General features: G+C 70.3%; 11 protein-coding genes. 5 read left to right on the forward strand and 6 right to left on the reverse strand.

What is annotated here, in order from left to right:
• Positions 1–20: 20 nt before the first annotated feature.
• Together Q664_RS62405 and Q664_RS39415 are read right to left on the reverse strand one after the other, a co-directional pair.
• A complete protein-coding gene (locus Q664_RS62405; RefSeq protein WP_043408401.1) occupies positions 21–2,156 on the reverse strand; it encodes a serine/threonine protein kinase in 2,136 nt (711 codons plus the stop codon).
• 69 nt (positions 2,157–2,225) lie between these two features.
• Entirely contained in the window at positions 2,226–3,551 is a 1,326-nt protein-coding gene (locus tag Q664_RS39415; protein WP_043408297.1) for a trypsin-like peptidase domain-containing protein, read from the reverse strand.
• Between the two features lie 131 nt (positions 3,552–3,682).
• Between Q664_RS39415 and Q664_RS39420 the strand changes: the two genes are divergently transcribed.
• Positions 3,683–4,681: an ATP-binding response regulator gene (locus tag Q664_RS39420; RefSeq protein WP_043408299.1), complete on the forward strand. Its 999-nt coding sequence runs from the start codon at positions 3,683–3,685 to the stop codon at positions 4,679–4,681.
• 74 nt (positions 4,682–4,755) lie between these two features.
• Here the strand turns inward: Q664_RS39420 and Q664_RS39425 are convergent, their stop codons facing one another.
• From Q664_RS39425 to Q664_RS39440, 4 genes are all read right to left on the reverse strand, one after another.
• The gene (locus Q664_RS39425; RefSeq protein WP_043408303.1) at positions 4,756–5,796 is read right to left on the reverse strand and encodes an agmatinase family protein; all 1,041 of its coding nucleotides are present in this window, start codon (positions 5,794–5,796) and stop codon (positions 4,756–4,758) included.
• Positions 5,797–6,007: 211 nt separating this feature from the next.
• A complete protein-coding gene (locus Q664_RS39430; RefSeq protein ID WP_043408305.1) occupies positions 6,008–6,373 on the reverse strand; it encodes a metal-sulfur cluster assembly factor in 366 nt (121 codons plus the stop codon).
• Positions 6,363–7,451, reverse strand: coding sequence for an amidohydrolase family protein (locus tag Q664_RS39435; RefSeq protein WP_043408306.1), 1,089 nt, complete (start codon positions 7,449–7,451; stop codon positions 6,363–6,365). The genes Q664_RS39430 and Q664_RS39435 overlap by 11 nt, the downstream gene beginning before the upstream one ends.
• A 39-nt stretch (positions 7,452–7,490) precedes the next feature.
• Positions 7,491–9,407 (reverse strand): hybrid sensor histidine kinase/response regulator, encoded by a 1,917-nt coding sequence (locus Q664_RS39440; protein ID WP_052519221.1) that lies wholly within the window; start codon positions 9,405–9,407, stop codon positions 7,491–7,493.
• Between Q664_RS39440 and Q664_RS59555 the strand changes: the two genes are divergently transcribed.
• The 4 genes from Q664_RS59555 (at position 9,406) to Q664_RS39450 (ending at position 14,943) form a co-directional block, all read left to right on the forward strand.
• On the forward strand, positions 9,406–9,687 hold the full coding sequence (locus Q664_RS59555; protein ID WP_052519222.1) for a hypothetical protein: 282 nt from the start codon (positions 9,406–9,408) through the stop codon (positions 9,685–9,687). The genes Q664_RS39440 and Q664_RS59555 overlap by 2 nt on opposite strands.
• Before the next feature lie 164 nt (positions 9,688–9,851).
• On the forward strand, positions 9,852–13,982 hold the full coding sequence (locus tag Q664_RS39445; protein ID WP_160174598.1) for a protein kinase domain-containing protein: 4,131 nt from the start codon (positions 9,852–9,854) through the stop codon (positions 13,980–13,982).
• On the forward strand, positions 13,961–14,368 hold the full coding sequence (locus Q664_RS53255; RefSeq protein ID WP_052519224.1) for a cytochrome P450 family protein: 408 nt from the start codon (positions 13,961–13,963) through the stop codon (positions 14,366–14,368). Before Q664_RS39445 ends, Q664_RS53255 begins: the two co-directional genes overlap by 22 nt.
• Positions 14,362–14,943 carry a cytochrome P450 gene (locus tag Q664_RS39450; protein ID WP_052519225.1) on the forward strand — a complete coding sequence of 194 codons (582 nt, stop codon included), beginning with the start codon at positions 14,362–14,364 and terminating at the stop codon, positions 14,941–14,943. The genes Q664_RS53255 and Q664_RS39450 overlap by 7 nt, the downstream gene beginning before the upstream one ends.
• Positions 14,944–14,948: the final 5 nt, after the last annotated feature.

Below are 14,948 nucleotides of genomic sequence, written 5' to 3' on the forward strand. Positions count from 1 at the left end.
TTTTCCCCTCCAGTTTCACTTCACGGTTTCTCGTGGACTACGTCGAACGTTACGCGCTGCCGGGGCTCGAGCCGGAAGGACTTCTCCCAGCGCGCCTTGCCGGTGGTGACGACGAGCTGATGCTCGCCCTCGTAGAGGGACAATTTCGGGCCCGCCTTGCGTCCATCGAGGAAGATGCGCGAGCCGGCCGGGGCGCGCACCAGCACGGTGCCCTTGCCCAGGAGGATGCGCTGCTTCGTCGTGCCCTGGGGCTGGACGGTGATGGCACGGGTGGTGCGCACACCCTTGGCCTTGTTGCTCAGCTCCAGCGTGTAGGCACCGGGGGCCAGCAGCACATTCATGGGCGTCTTGCCGAGCCGCTTGCCTTCCAGCGACACCTCCACCGGCGGCATCACCAGCAGTTGCAGCCGGGTGGTCACCACGGGCGCCTGGGCGGTGGGTGCCTCGGACGCGGGCGGGGTGGAGGGCAGGGTCCCCGAGGCGGGCACCACGGCGCCTCCCGGGGCGGCCGGAGACGTCCCCGCCGCGAGGGCCACGGCCGGAGCCTCGCCCTGGGCCGGAGGCGTGCCCGCGTCTCCTTCCAGCGCGGGCCGCGCGGTGGCGGGCGTGGGCTCCACGGGTTTCGCCACGGCCTGAGCCGGGGCCTCGGCGGGAGGCGGCTTGGGTCTGGCCCGTGCGGCGGCCGCCGCCTGTTCGGCCACGAGCTTCTCGCGGGCCTGTTGCTGCTGCTCCCAGAAGAAGAAACCCCCGGCGGCCGCGGCGACGGTGGCCAGTGCCCCGGCGAGGAGCGGCAGGCGCGAGCGCTTCTTCCTGGGCACGGGCGCGTCGTCCACCTCCTCGGCCGGGGGCGCGGGGGGCGCCCGGCGGGCGGCGGGTGGACGCGGCGCCTCGGGCTCATCTGGAGGGAGCGGACGGGGCGGCTCGGCCAGAGGCGGCGTGCGGGGCTCCTCCTCGAGCGCCGGAGCGCGGGGCTCCTCGCGTGGAGGAAGGGGGCGGGCCACTCCGGGGCGGGAGTGGCGGCCGGTGAGCTCCATCACCGAGTCCAGGGCGACTTCGTCATCCCGCTCGAAGGGGACGTCTTCGAACCCGGCGTCCGCGTTCTGCGTCGCCTCGTCGAGGACGACGGGTGGGATGCTGCCCGTGATGGGACGGGAGGGGGCGACGGTGGCGGTGTTGCCGGAGGGGCGCGTGGGGGTGACGGCCGGCATCCCCGTGAGGGAGTTGCGGCGGGCCACGTCCGCCAGGCCGATCTCCAGCATCTGCCGCCGGGTGGCGCGCGCGTCCCGGTCGGGCGGGAAGAGCTGGGTGAGGAACTCGGAGAAGGTCTCCGCGGAGGGGAGCCCCTCGACGGCGGCCACCACGGCCTCGCGGAACTCGAGGGGGTTGGCGTAGCGCTCGTTGCCGCGCTTGGAGGTGGCGATGCGCACCACCTCGGCCAGGCCGCGCGGGATGTCCGAGGGCAGGGGCGGCAACTGGCGGTTGATGACGGCCTGATCCGAGTCCTGCGCGTCCTGGAAGGGCATGCGCCCCGAGAGGCACTCGTGCAGCAGCAGGCCCAGGAGGAACACGTCGGTGCGGGCGGTGACGGCCTCGCGGCCGCCCATGAGCTGCTCCGGGGCGCTGTAGTTGCGGCGGTTGCGCACGCGCCGGCCATTGCGCTCGCGCGGGGCGACATTGAGGGCCCCATAGCCCGTCACCTTGCAGACGCCATTGAAGGAGACCATGACGGTCTCCGGGCGCAGGTCTCCGTGGACGAGCGGCGTGCCGTCATCGTTGCCGGCCAGGTGGGCGTAGTGCACGCCCATGGCCACGTCCGAGACGATCAGCGCGGCGAAGGCGGGAGGAATGCGTGGACGCACCTCCAGGAGCCGGCGCAGCGACTCACCGTCGGCGAACTCGGTGATGCGGGCCAGCCCCGCCTCCAGGGGCACCAGCCCGTGGACGCGCAGGATGTTGGGGTGCTCCAGGACGGCGGCGCGCTGGGTCTCGCGCTGCAACTGGGCGGACAGCTCGGAATCCCGGGTGACGTCGGGTGGTGCCCAGACGAGCACCACCGGACGGGGCGGGGCACTGTCCTCGAGCGCCAGCCCGAGGAACGCCCGGGAGCCCTCGCCGGCCAGGAGGGGCCCGAGCGGGTGATAGCGAACCTGACTCATGGAGGCCCCCATGCTAGCAGGCCCGGGCCGGGGAACCGCTAGGGCCCCACCTCCGAGGTCCCCCTTTCCCTAGAAGGGGAGGGGGATGTTGTAGTGGTAGCGGCCGCGCCGCACGAGCAGCAGGACGCTCCGGGTGCCCCGGCCCCGGGCGGCCAGCAGGGCCTCCTGGAAGGCGGTGGGCTCGGCCACGGGCTGGTTGTTGATGCGGAGGATGAGATCTCCCTGATCCAGGCCGATCTCCGCCGCCGCCGAGCCCGGGCGCACCGCCTGGATGACCATGGCGCCGCGCGTGGGCTTCACCCGAAGTCCCAGCCGGTTCCACCCGAGGGCCTCCACCAGCTGGGGCGGGAACTCCACGGGCGTCACCTGGAGGGTCCGCTGGCCGCCCTCGCGGAAGAGGACGAGCGGGAAGGCGGCGCGGGCGGGGTAGCCCCGGGCGCGGCTGATGTAGTCCTCGGCATCGGAGATGCGTGAGCCTCCCATCTCGGCGAGCACGTCCCCGCGCCGCACGCCCGCCTGCTCGGCGGGGCTGCCGGGCTCCACGTCGCTGACGAGGACGCCATAGGTCCGGTCCCACCCGAGCTGCCGGGCGAGCCGGGGCGACAGCTGCTGCACCTCGATGCCCACCCACGACGGGCGCACCTTCCCGAAGCGGGTGAGCTCGTCCACGATCCGGCGGACCTTGTCCGCGGGGATGGCGAAGCCGATGCCCTGGGCGCTGGCGATGATGGCGGTGTTGATGCCGATGACATCCCCGTCCACGTTGAGCAGCGGCCCGCCCGAGTTGCCCGGGTTGATGGCCGCATCCGTCTGGATGAAGTCGTCGTAGCTCTTCCCGTTCGCCTTGAGGGTGCGGCCGGTGGCGCTCACCACGCCCGACGTCACCGTCTTGCTCAGCCCCAGGGGGCTTCCGATGGCGATGACCGTCTCGCCGATCATCAGATCCGAGGTGGTGCCCAGCTTCGCCGCGGGCAGTGGCTGCTTGGAATTCACCTTGAGCACGGCCAGGTCGTTGTTGGCGTCGCTGCCGATGACCTCGGCCTCCAGCTCGCGCCCGTCGGCCAGCACCACGTGGATGGCGGAGGCCCCGCCGATGACGTGCTCGTTGGTGATGATGATGCCGCTGGGGTCCACGATGACGCCGCTGCCCAGGCTCTGCTGGCGCTGGCGCTGCTGGGGTGCCCCGAAGAACTCCTCCATCATCGAGCGGCGCCCGCGGAAGGGGGACTCCTCCTCGCTCTCGGTGCCGATGAAGACGACCGCGGGGGAGACCTTCTGGACCACCTCGACGATCTCATTGCGGCGCCGGGCCGCGTCGGCGTGGGCGCTGGTCCCGCTGGTGAAAGCCAGCACCACGGCGACCATCAGACCCCACCGGCTCACTTGGTTCTTCACGTCAAGTCCTCCCTCTGAGGCATGGGCACTGTCGGCTCCATGACGCCCTGATTGTCGGGAACTCCGCAGCGGGGCGGGCATTCCCGTTCCTCGGACTGGCGTACAGGTCCGGGGTTGAATGGAATGAGCACATGAGTCTGGTCCTTGTCGCGGACGATGAGCCCGCGGTGCTCGAGGTGTTGAGCCAGGTCGTCGAGGACCTGGGTCATGATGTGATCCAGGCGCGTGACGGCGAGGAAGCGTGGAATCTCGCGCGGACACGCCGGCCCAACCTGGTGGTCACGGACCACATGATGCCTCGCCTGAGTGGCGTGGACCTGTGTCGCAAGCTCAAGGGCGACGAGGTCCTCGGCCGCGTGCCCATCATCTTGTTGAGCGCGGTTCTCCCACATGGTGCGCCAGAGGCGCATGCCTTCCTGCACAAACCCTTCGAGATCACGGACTTCGAGACGTTGATCCGCAAGGCGCTGGAGGAGGCGCCCCGGCCGAAGCCGTTGGAGGGGGCGTCGGCGATGGAGGCGCTGGGGGACTGGGTGGCGAAGGGCTTCGAGGGGCCGCTGGAGAAGGCGCGGGCGCAGGTGGAGCGGCTGCGGGCGGAGGGGAAGGCGGACGGAGGGGCGGTGGAGACGCTCGGGGCGCAGCTGAAGACGCTGGAGGCGCTGACGAGGGACTTCCACGAGGCGGCGCACCTGGCGGCGCGGACCGTGGTGGTGGTGCCGGTGGTGGCGGACGTGAGCGTGCTGCTGCGCCAGAAGCTGGAGACGTGGGAGCAGCGCCACCCCGAGGTGGTGTGGGAGCTGCGGATGCCGGCGGCACCGGTGGAGACGCGGTTCGATCCGGAGCGGCTGAGGCGGGTGCTGGACGGGCTGCTGGGCCATGCGGTGCGGCACGGGGGCACGGTGCGGGTGGAGCTGGAGTGCTCGGCGTCGCTGGTGACGATCCGGGTGAAGGACGCGGGCCCGGGCATTTCGGACGAGGAGCTGCGGCACCTGTTCGAGCCGTTTGGAGCGGGAGCGGGGCTGGGGCTCTACATCGCCTCGGAGCTGGCGCGGCTGCATGGCGGCGGGTTGTCGGTGGAGTCGAAGAAGGGGCAGGGCACGACGTTGAGCGTGATGCTGCCGCGAAGCTGAGCCCACTCACCCCTCTCCCTCCGGGAGAGGGACGGGGTGAGGGTATCGCGAGCCACGGGTTCCCCCCGTGGCCCCTACTTGTGCTGCTCGGACTTCAGCATCCAGCCGATCATCTTGTAGAGCAGACGAGCGCCCACGTTGCCATCCCACTCACCGCCATCGGGATCGGGAGCGACCTCGGTGAGGTCGAAGCCGACGATGGTGCGGCCGGAGCGGACGACGCCGGAGATGAGGGCCACGGCCTCGGGGAAGGAAAGCCCACCGGGGACGGGGGTGCCGGTGTGGGGGCACAGGGTGGGGTCGAGCCCATCGATGTCGAAGGACAGGTAGACGTGCTGGGGGAGCCCCTCGAGCATGGCATCGACCTGGCGGTTCCAGGGGATGCCGTCGAAGCGCTTGTGGTTGATGTCGGAGTCGAAGAAGGCGCGGACGCGGCCGTTGGAGGAGGCGATGTAGCGGTGCTCGTCCTCGCTCATGTCGCGGATGGCGACCTGGACGAGCGACTTGACGCCGGGGATGCGCTCCATGACGTTGTGCATGATGGAGGCGTGGGACCAGGTGAAGCCCTCGTAGGCGTCGCGCAGATCGGCGTGGGCGTCGAGGTGGAGGACGCCGAGGCCGGGGTACTTCTCGGCGTGGGCGCGGATGATGCCGAAGGAGATGGAGTGATCTCCCCCGACGGCGGCGACGCGCTTGCCCTTGGCGAGCCACTCCTGGGCGGTGCGGTAGACGGCGTCGTGGAGCTGCTCGCAGAGCCGGTTGACCTCGGTGGAGGCGGCCTGGAGCTCGGGGTTGGAGGGATCGACGCCGCCGGCCTCGATGATGGGGACGGCGCGCTCCTTGGCGCGGGTGTTCCAGGCGCGCCACTCGGCGGGCTCGGGGAGGAGGGCGATGCCGCGCTCATAGGGGCGGCCGGTCTCGACGTCGAAGAGGTCGACCTGGCGGCTGGCCTCGAGGACGGCGGAGGGCCCGTCGGAGGTGCCACCGCCGTAGCTGGTGGTGGCCTCGAAGGGGACGGGGATGAGGACGACGTGGGCCTCGTCGGGGGAGTGGGGGAGGCCGAAGATGCCGGAGTCGGGGGGAGCGGCGGCGCTGGGGTCGAAGGCAGCAGGCATGGTGGCGGCGGAGGATAAGGGGCCGTGTGCGCGAAGCAACGATCCTCTGCGTCCGGACAATCCCGCCCCAGGCGCCAACCCCATACTCCACTCCGTGGCCCTGTGCCCCCACCTACCCCTCGCCCTCCGGGAGAGGGACAGGGTGAGGGTGCCACGGGCCAGGGGTTGAACCCCTGTCCGCCCGCTCGCTGACCTGCCACGGGAGGCCGTGTCAGGTCCCGCGTTCGGCGGAAGGCAGCATGCGCCCGCCGATCATCGTGATGCGCCGCTCGGCCAGCCGCTGGCGCCCATCGGCGGAGATGTGCTCGGGCCTCCACTCGAGCGCGTGATCGAACTCCACGTGCACCGACTGGACGCCCTCATGGGAGCTCAGGCGCTGATCGATCTCCCGCATGAAGTAGGCCGCCATCATGCACATGGGGGAGGTGAGCTGGAGGCGCACGGTCACCCGGCCCTCGTTGCATTCGAGGGCTTGCAGCAGCCCCATCTCGCCGATGCTCAGCGGTACCCCGGTGGCCAGGCTGCAGGGATCCGGAATGGTCTGGATCCGCTCCATCAGCTCGCGCTCAATCGTCATGGCCGTCCTCCTTCTTCTCCTCGTAGCTGTAGGGCGGGGCGCGCCCCTTGGCTCGCTGCTTGGAGAACCTGTCCTGGGCGATGCGGGCCTTGGCGGCTTCGATGTCGACGCCGGCATACCGGGCGTAGTTCTCACCGAGGATCATCCGCTTGATGTCCGGAGTCAGTTGCATGCCGGCGACCTGCACCAGATCTTCCGGCAGTTGGAAGTCATGCCAGAACTTGTGGATGGCGGGATGGGGGTGACAGAAGACGGTGCCAGAGCCCCACATGATCTTCGCCGGGCCGGCCCACTTCAGCAGCCCGGCCAGCGCCTCGGCGAACCAGCGCTCGCGCTTCACGATGAGCGCCCCCGTCACCTCCAGGTTGACGTACACGTTGGGGAACAGCGACAGCTGCATTCCCGTCTCGTCCAGGAACGCCATGCCTCCGTGCACGATCTCGAAGTTCAGCTCGGGGAAGGCATCCGCCGCGCCGCCAATGTCGTCCACTTTGTAGGCCTCGATGGGCACCGCGCCCATGGGCAGCCCCTTGTGGACGGCGATGTTCTTGATGCCCAGCTTGCGCGCCCGCTCGAAGAGTGGGAACGCGATGCGTGCATCATCCATGCGCCAGCCGGTGTGGCGGAACGACTCGCCCAGCCAGGCGGCGGGGTAGAGCTTCAGACCGCTGGGTTGGAGGGCCTCCACCTGCTGTTCCAGGTCCTCCAGTGCCGCCGTGCCGCGCAGCGGGTCCACTCCGGCATAGACGAGGAAGCGATCCGGGTAGCGCTTGCGGATCTGCCGGGTCTTCTCATACGAGCACAACCCATCGTGGTAGAGCGTCTGCAGCGGCAGGACGTGGTGGACGGCCAGGTCCACGTCGCCCTCCACGAAGAGCATGTGGGCCAGCTCCTGGATGGACCAGTTCTTGAGGAAGCGGTGGGGCTCGTTGACCCGGTACGGGTCCTCCGAGAGGCCGGTGTGCAGCCCGTAGATGAGCTGGGCGAGCGACTCGGCATACCGGCCGGCGCGGTAGTTGGATGGGTGGAGATTGTAGGCGTGGGTTACCGCATCAATGACGAAAGTGCCGTCAATCATCGTGCACTCCTCTCGAAGGAAGGAACACCGGGGGATGGCTCATGAGGTCTCCAGGGCCTTGGCGATCAGGCGCTGGATGTGCTGCACATCGAAGGGCTTCTCCAACCACGTGTTGGGGACCGTCTCCAGGAAACGGCGTGCGCGCGGGGTATAGGACCCTCCGGTGATGAAGACGAAGCGCGGGGCGAGCTCGGGCCTGCGCTCGAGCACCTGTTCATAGATGTCCATGCCCGTGAGGCCCGGCATCATCAGATCACAGAAGATGACGTCGAACGGCTCACCGGAGGTCAGCTGTGCCAGGCCCTCCTGCGAGTTCACCACCACCGCCACCTGATGGTGCCGGCCGATGATCCGCGACAGCGAGCGGGCCACCAGCGGCTCATCATCGATGATCATCAAGCGTCCGCGGCGCTCGGCGCGGCTCTCGGGCGAGCCCGGGGACGGTGCTCCGGCGGCCGCCACTGGCCGCATGGGCGGCAGGAGGACGGTGAAGGTGGTCCCACGCCCGACCTCGCTGCGGACGGAGATCTCCCCGCCGAGGTCGCGGATGATGCCGTGGCAGATGGACAGGCCCAGCCCCGTTCCCTTTCCCACCGGCTTGGTGGTGAAGAACGGATCGAAGATGCGCGCGAGCACCTCGGGCGGCATGCCGGCGCCGGTATCGCTCACGTCCACGGCGACCCGGCCGCTCGCATCGAGCCGGACCCAGAGGGTGATGGTGTTGTGGGCGGAGCGCTCCTCGGGGAGGGCCTGTGCCGCGTTGATCAGCAGGTTGAGGAAGACCTGTCCGAGGCGGGACGCGTCGGCATGCACCTGGGGGACGGGCTCGTACTTCGTGATGAGCTGGGCGCGGTGGCGCAGCTCGCTGGCCGCCATCTTGAGGGAGAAGCCGAGGGGCTCGCGCACATCCACCGCGGTCCTCCGCTCCTCCTCCTCCTGACGCGAGAAGCTCTTGAGATCGCGCACGATGTTGCGCACCCGGAGCGCTCCCTCGTGAGCCTCCTGGAGCAGGGTCTCCAGCTCCGCGAACTGCTCGGCCTGGCGTTGCGCCTCCGGGCCGCCCGCTCCGGCGCCCATGCGCTCCTGGGCGAGCTGCTTCATGGACTCCAGGGCCAGGGCGAGGTTGGCCTGCACGTAGGACAGGGGGTTGTTGATCTCGTGACCGACTCCAGCGGCGAGTGTCCCCACCATCGACAGCCGATCCGTCTGCAGCAGTTGCGCCTGTATCTGCTTCCGCTCGGAGACGTCGCGCGCCATCACCACGACGGCCTTCGCTCCATCGAACTCGACGGGCACCCCCGTGCTCTCGACATCGAACCAGGTGCCGTCCCGCCGCAGGTAGCGGAGCTCTCTCAAGGGGGCCAGCTCGCCCAGATCCGCCGCGGAGTGGATCCGCTCCCGCACCAGCTTGCGATCGTCCGGATGGACGATGGTCAGGATGTCCTGGCCGATGAGCTCGCTCCGGTGCTCGTAGCGGAGCGCCTTGAGCATCATGGGGTTGACGTAGATGAAGCGGTGGTTGCTGTGGATGAAGATGGCCTCGGGCGCGTTCTCGATGACCCTGCGGAAGCTCTGCTCCGAGCGCCGGAGCGCTTGTTCGGTGCGCATCCGCTCGGTGATGTCCTCGAACAGGTACAGCTGGCGGAGCACCTTGCCCGCGGCATCGCGCGCGGGCGTCGAGAGGCGGCGGAGGGTGCGCCCGTTGGCGAGCTCCACCTGGCCCTCTTCCTGCCCGGAGCGGGGCTCGCCAGAAGGCGGAACGTGCGTCGGGAAGAAGGCCTCCGCGTCGCTGGCCGCGAGCGCGTGGAGGACGTGCGAGTGGGTGGCCTCTCCGCGGCGGATGTGCTCCTCCAGCGCCTCGAGGCCCGCCAGTTGGAGGAACCGGGGGTTGGCGTAGAGGACCTGGCCCGAGGGGAACTCCACGAGGTAGAGCCCGAGCGCGAGGCCATCACTCATGCTCCACGGCCGCGCCACGTCGAACGTCACCGGATCCGCCCTTCCCTGGAAAAGCAAGAGGGCGCGCCCCGCACTCCCTCAGAACTATGGGATATTAAACTTTCCGTGCAAAACAGGTGAGTCCTTTCTTGAGGGACAGAGCCGTGCCTGTCGCAACGGAATCCAGCGCCAGCAGGCGAGCGCCGTCCGGGCCCGCTTCCGCTACGGGGGCAGCGTGGCGGCCTGCACGATCGGCGACTCCTACGACGATCAGGACGATCTCGTCTTCGCCGTGCAGTGACGCATGCCGGGTGACGCCCCGCCGCTCTGATTCGAGGGCGTCGGGGTGTGTGTTGCCCCCCTGGTGGGCGGCCCGCGCTCCACGTGAGGCCCCCTGGCTTCATAACTTCCTGGGACACGCCACTCCTTCTTCGAGCGGGAGTGGAAGAGGGCCGGGAGGGAATGATGAGCAAGGATGGTCGGTGGGAGGACGGAGATGCGTGGCCGGTCACCACCGGCGCGCCCCAGGCCTCCGGGCCAGTTTCCGAGTCCGGTGACTCCTTCCTGAGGGAAGTGCTCCAGGTCGAGCCGTCCTCCCGGCAGCCGGTCCCCGGGCAGTGGCTCGGGGGCCTGGAGGGCCGGCGTTTCGAGATCCTCGAGCCGATGGGCAGGGGAGGAATGGGACAGGTGTTCCGCGCGCGGGACGCGACGCTGCGGCGTGAGGTGGCGCTCAAGTTCCTGCTGCCCCGTCCGGGTTTCGAGGAGCTGGCGCTCGCCGAGGCGCGGGCGGTGGCCCGGCTGGATCACGAGAACATCGTCCGCATCTTCGACGTGGCGGAGTGGAGCCACACACCCGGTCGAGCCGGGGTGCCCTTCCTGGTGATGGAGTACCTGGAAGGTGAGTCGCTCGCCGGGCTGTTGCGGCGCGAGCGCCCGGAGCTCCGGCGCGCGCTGGAGATTCTCGAGGCCATCGCCGCGGGCCTGGCGCATGCGCACGAGCGGGGCATCATCCACCGCGATCTCAAGCCCGGGAACGTCTTCCTCACCCGGGAAGGGGCGGTGAAGCTGCTGGACTTCGGCCTGTCGCACCTGGCGGTGGAGCCGGTGCGCTCCGAGCTCCAGCCGGAGGGAGGCACTCCCGCATACATGGCGCCGGAGCAGTGGCGTGGGGAGCCGCAGGACGCGCGGACCGACATCTGGGCGGCCGGAGTGGTGCTGCACGAGCTGCTCACGGGGGAGCCGCCCTTCCAGGGCGCCACGTTGGCGGAGCTGCGTGAGCGTGTCACTTCCCCGGAGCCCGCGTCCCCCGTCCGCGTGCGCCACCCGGAGGTGCCGCGGCGGGTGGCGGTGTTGCTGGCCACCGCGCTGGCGAAGGAGCCGGCCCGGCGTTTCGCCTCGGCGCTGGAGCTGCGGCAGGAGGTGCGCGAGCTGCGTGCCCGGCTCTTCGGGGGTGGGCACGAGGCGCGGGAATCCTCCGCCGAGCTCCAGCGGCGTCAGGTGACGCTGGTGTCCTGCCAGCTCGGGGGGCTCGCCGGGGGCGGCGAGGCGCTGGATGCCGAGGACCTGGGCGAGCTGGAGCAGGCCTTCCACGAGGCCTGCCTGGAGGTCATCGAGCGGCACGGGGGCACCGTGGCCCTGTCCATGGGCGGCGAGGTGCTCGCGTGCTTCGGTTGGACGCAGGGCCGGGAGGATGACTCGGAGCGCGCGGTGCGCGCGGGGCTCCAGCTCACGCGGGAGCTGCGGGACACGCTGTGGCGTGTGTTGCCGCACCTGCCCCTCTCCGGCCTGTTCGTGCGCGGGGGCATCCACACGGAGTGGATGACGGTGGGCCCGCGGCTCCAGGGCGAGGCTCCCAAGGTGGCCGCATGGCTCGCGCGGCGGGCCGGGCCGGGGGAGGTGGTCGTCAGCGGCACGACGTGGACGCTCGTGCGGGGCACCTTCCAGTCCAAGCCACTCGGCTCCCACGCCTTCGAGGGACTGTCGGGAAGCGTGAGCCTGGAGCTGCACCGTGTGCGCGGCGAGCGGGAGTTGGCCTCCCGGTTCGAGCGGACGCACGTGGTGGGACGGCTCTCCCCGCTGGTGGGGCGCGAGCGCGAGCTGGGCCAGCTCCTGACGCTCTGGGAGCGGGCGCGGCGGGGGCAGGGGGGGGCTGTCCTGGTGAGCGGCGAGGCGGGCATCGGCAAGTCCCGGCTCATCGAGTCGCTGTGCGAGCGGGTGGCGGAGTCGTCCACCCTGATCCGGGTGCAGTGCTGGTCCCGGTTCACCACCCACGCCCTGCACCCGATCCTCGTGCTGCTTCAGGTGGCGGTGGGCATCCGCCCGGAGGATCCTCCCGCGCTGCGCCTGGAGAAGCTGGAGGCCCGGTTGGGGGCGCTGGGCCTGTCCCAGGAAGACAGGGCGCTGCTGGGACTGCTGCTGGAGCTGCCCCTTTCCGAGGGCTCACCGCTGCTCCAGCTCACGCCCGAGCGGCGCAAGGAGAAGACCTTCCAGTCCCTGGTCCGCATGCTCATGCACTGCCCTTGTGATGACCCGCCACGGCTCCTGGTCATCGAGGATCTGCACTGGGCTGACTCCTCCCTGCTCGAGTTCCTGGACTTCCTCCTGAAACGCTGCGGGAAGGCGAGCGTCCTCGTCGTCCTGAGTGCGCGCCCGGAGTTCCAGCCGGCCTGCCCCTGGAGCGAGGGGGTGCATCGGCTGACGCTGGAGCGGCTGCCGGCCGGGCACGCCGCGGCGCTGGTGCGGCAGGTGGCCCGGGAGCGCGAGCTGCCGGAGGAGACGGTCCAGACGCTGGTGGGGAAGACAGATGGCAACCCGCTCTTCATCGAGGAGATGACGCGCATGGTGCTGGAGGGCGGGGCGGCGGCGTCCATCCCGCTCACCTTGCACGAGTTGCTGCTGGCCCGGTTGGAATTGCTGCCCTCGCGTCAGAAGGCCCTGGCCCAGCTGGGCGCGGTGGTGGGGCGGGTGTTCTGCGCCCGGATGCTGCTCATCCTGTCGGAGCGCGATGAGACCACCGTGCGGCGCGACATCGCCGGGCTGGTGGAAGCGGGGCTCTTGAGGGAGTGGGAGAGCGAAGACGTGCCCGGGCCGCAGTACCAGTTCCGGCACGCGCTCTTCCAGAAAGCCGCGTACCGGTCCCTGTCCCGGAGCACGCGGCGGCGCTATCACCGGCGCGTCGCATTGGCGATGGAGGCGGACTTCTCCGTGCTGGTGGAGAGGAGGCCGGATGTGCTCGCGCACCACCTCACCGAGGCGGGCGAGCACACGCGTGCCATCGGCTATTGGGTGCGGGCCGGACGGCTCGCCCTCGAGCGTCAGGAAAGCCTCGAGGCGTTGGGTCATCTGAACCGGGCGTTGGAGCTGTTGCCCGTCCTGACGGATGCCTCGCGGCGTCTCCAGCGGGAGCTTGAGATCCGCATGGCGCTGGGTTTCTCGATGCTGGAGGTGCATGGCTACGCCGCGCCCGAAACGGAGCGGATGTTCGCCCGTGTCTGGGAGCTGCTCCTCCAGGTAGGTGAGGCGTTGCCACGGCTCGACCTGTCCTTGTGGGGTCTCTTCGCCTACTACCGGGGGCGGTCCGAGTACCACCGGGCGAAGGAGCTGGCGGAGCGGCTCGTGGACCTGGGGCAGCGCCACGGGCAAGGGGAGCTCCGGAGCCTGGGCGAGGTGATGAGCGCGGTCATCCTCTTCACCTGGGGACGGCCGTGGGACGCCGCGCGGGAGCTGGCGCGTGTCCTGGGCCGCCCGGAGCCTTCCCTCGAGGAGCATCGGGCGCTGTCCATCCGCTACGGGACCGATCCCTGGATGATGGCGCTGGCCGAGAGCGCCATCGTGCATGCGATGCTCGGCCGGGTGGAGGAGTCACGGCGCCGGGCCCGGGAGGCGCTGGAACTGGCCGGCCGCCTCGGTCATCCCTACACGTTGGGCTCCACGCAGGTCTATGTGGCCATGGCCCGCCTGATGCGCCGGGATGCATCGGGGGCATTGTCGCTGGTGGACCGGGCCCTCTCGTTCGCGAGCGAGCGCAGATTCGTGATGTGGAGCACGTGGGCGACGCTCATCCGGGGAGGTGCCCTGGCCTGGCTGGGGCAGCCGCGGGAAGGCCTCGCACTCGCGCGGGGGGTCCTCGAGGTCTGGCGCGCGAGGGGGGTTCATCACGGGATTCCCGCCTGCCTGAACCTGATCGCGAAGAGCTGGTTGGCGCTGGGAGAACTCCAGGAGGCGGAGGCGGCGATTGATGAAGCGCTGGCCGAGAGCGCGCGGACGGGGGAGGTCAGCGGCGAGGCCTGGCTGCATCAGAACCGGGGCGAGTGCCTGAGGCGGGCGGGAAGGGACGAGGAGGCGGGCTCCTGCTTCGTCCGCGCCCTCGCGGTCGCTCGTGAGCAGGGGGCGGGTCTGCCCGAGCTGCGTGCGACGGTGAGCCTGTGCCGTCTGCTGAGGGACAGGGGTCGGGCGGAAGGAGCGCGGAGGATGCTGGAGCGCGCCTGTGCCGGGTTCGAGCCAGGAGGTGAATGCCTGGATCTCCAGGAGGCGCGGGCGCTTCGCGACGAGCTGTCGCGAGGCGAGGAGGCCGTGTGGGGAGTCGCCAGTCCCTGAGCTTCGAGGCTCCTGGGAAGCATGGGAGCCCTGGTCTACGGTACCGCCTCGTTCGAGGAGTCTCGTCCGAGGCGCTCGCCGTCACGGCGGAGCCGGCCTGGCTGGGGCCCAATCCGGTCGCCCGGTCGATGCTGTCGATGGATCCACCGCGCCATACCCCACTGCGCGCACTGGTGACCCGGGCCTTCGGCCCCGCGGGGATGGCCCGGTTGGAGGCCCAGGTCCGGCGGGTGAGCGAGTCGCTGGCGGAGGCCGCGGTGCGCCAGGGCGAGGTGGAGCTGGTGGATGCCTTCACCTTCGCGCAGCCCCGTAACATCATCGGCGCGATGCTGGGGTTGGACCCGAGCACCATGCGCGCCGCCGCCAGCCGGGCGATGACATGGTGAGTGATCTGCTCCAGGCGGAGGTGGAGGGGCAGAAGCTCACGGATGAGCAGTTGCTGTCCTTCCTCTTCCTGCTGCTGCCGGCGGGCATGGAGACGACGACACAACTGCTCGGCAACGCGGTGCTGATGCTCGCGCGGCATCCCGAGCAACTGGAGCTCATGAGGGCGGACAGGACGCACATTCCGCGCTTCATCGAGGAGGTGCTGCGCTACGAGCCACCCACGCAGCTCAGCTTCCGCACGGCGATGCAGGACGTGGAGCTGTCGGGGACGAAGGTGCCGGCGGGGAGCCTGGTGTTCGGGCTGATGGGCTCGGCCAACCGGGACGAGCGGGTGTTCGAGCAGCCGGAGCGCTTCCTCCCGGGGCGGGAGAAGGCCACCCAGCACCTGTCCTTCGGGTACGGGGTGCACTTCTGCCTGGGCGCGCAACTGGCCCGGATGGAGGCGCGGCTGGGCCTGGAGGCGCTCGTCTCGCGCATCCGCGGGCTGCGGCTGCGCTCGCCGGAAGTCCAGTGGCTGCCCGGGTTCACCATCCACGGGCCCGCGGTGCTGCCCGTGGAGCTCATTCCCGCCTGAGGCTC

Source organism: Archangium violaceum Cb vi76, assembly GCF_000733295.1.
GTDB lineage: Bacteria > Myxococcota > Myxococcia > Myxococcales > Myxococcaceae > Archangium > Archangium violaceum.

Coding starts and splice junctions, on each gene's coding strand:
- Q664_RS62405 (WP_043408401.1), bottom strand. CDS start 2,156: ATGAGTCAGGTTCGCTATCACCCGCTCGGGCCCCTCCTGGCCGGCGAG.
- Q664_RS39420 (WP_043408299.1), top strand. CDS start 3,683: ATGAGTCTGGTCCTTGTCGCGGACGATGAGCCCGCGGTGCTCGAGGTG.
- Q664_RS39425 (WP_043408303.1), bottom strand. CDS start 5,796: ATGCCTGCTGCCTTCGACCCCAGCGCCGCCGCTCCCCCCGACTCCGGC.
- Q664_RS39430 (WP_043408305.1), bottom strand. CDS start 6,373: ATGACGATTGAGCGCGAGCTGATGGAGCGGATCCAGACCATTCCGGAT.
- Q664_RS39435 (WP_043408306.1), bottom strand. CDS start 7,451: ATGATTGACGGCACTTTCGTCATTGATGCGGTAACCCACGCCTACAAT.
- Q664_RS59555 (WP_052519222.1), top strand. CDS start 9,406: ATGCTCCACGGCCGCGCCACGTCGAACGTCACCGGATCCGCCCTTCCC.
- Q664_RS39440 (WP_052519221.1), bottom strand. CDS start 9,407: ATGAGTGATGGCCTCGCGCTCGGGCTCTACCTCGTGGAGTTCCCCTCG.
- Q664_RS39445 (WP_160174598.1), top strand. CDS start 9,852: ATGAGCAAGGATGGTCGGTGGGAGGACGGAGATGCGTGGCCGGTCACC.
- Q664_RS39450 (WP_052519225.1), top strand. CDS start 14,362: ATGGTGAGTGATCTGCTCCAGGCGGAGGTGGAGGGGCAGAAGCTCACG.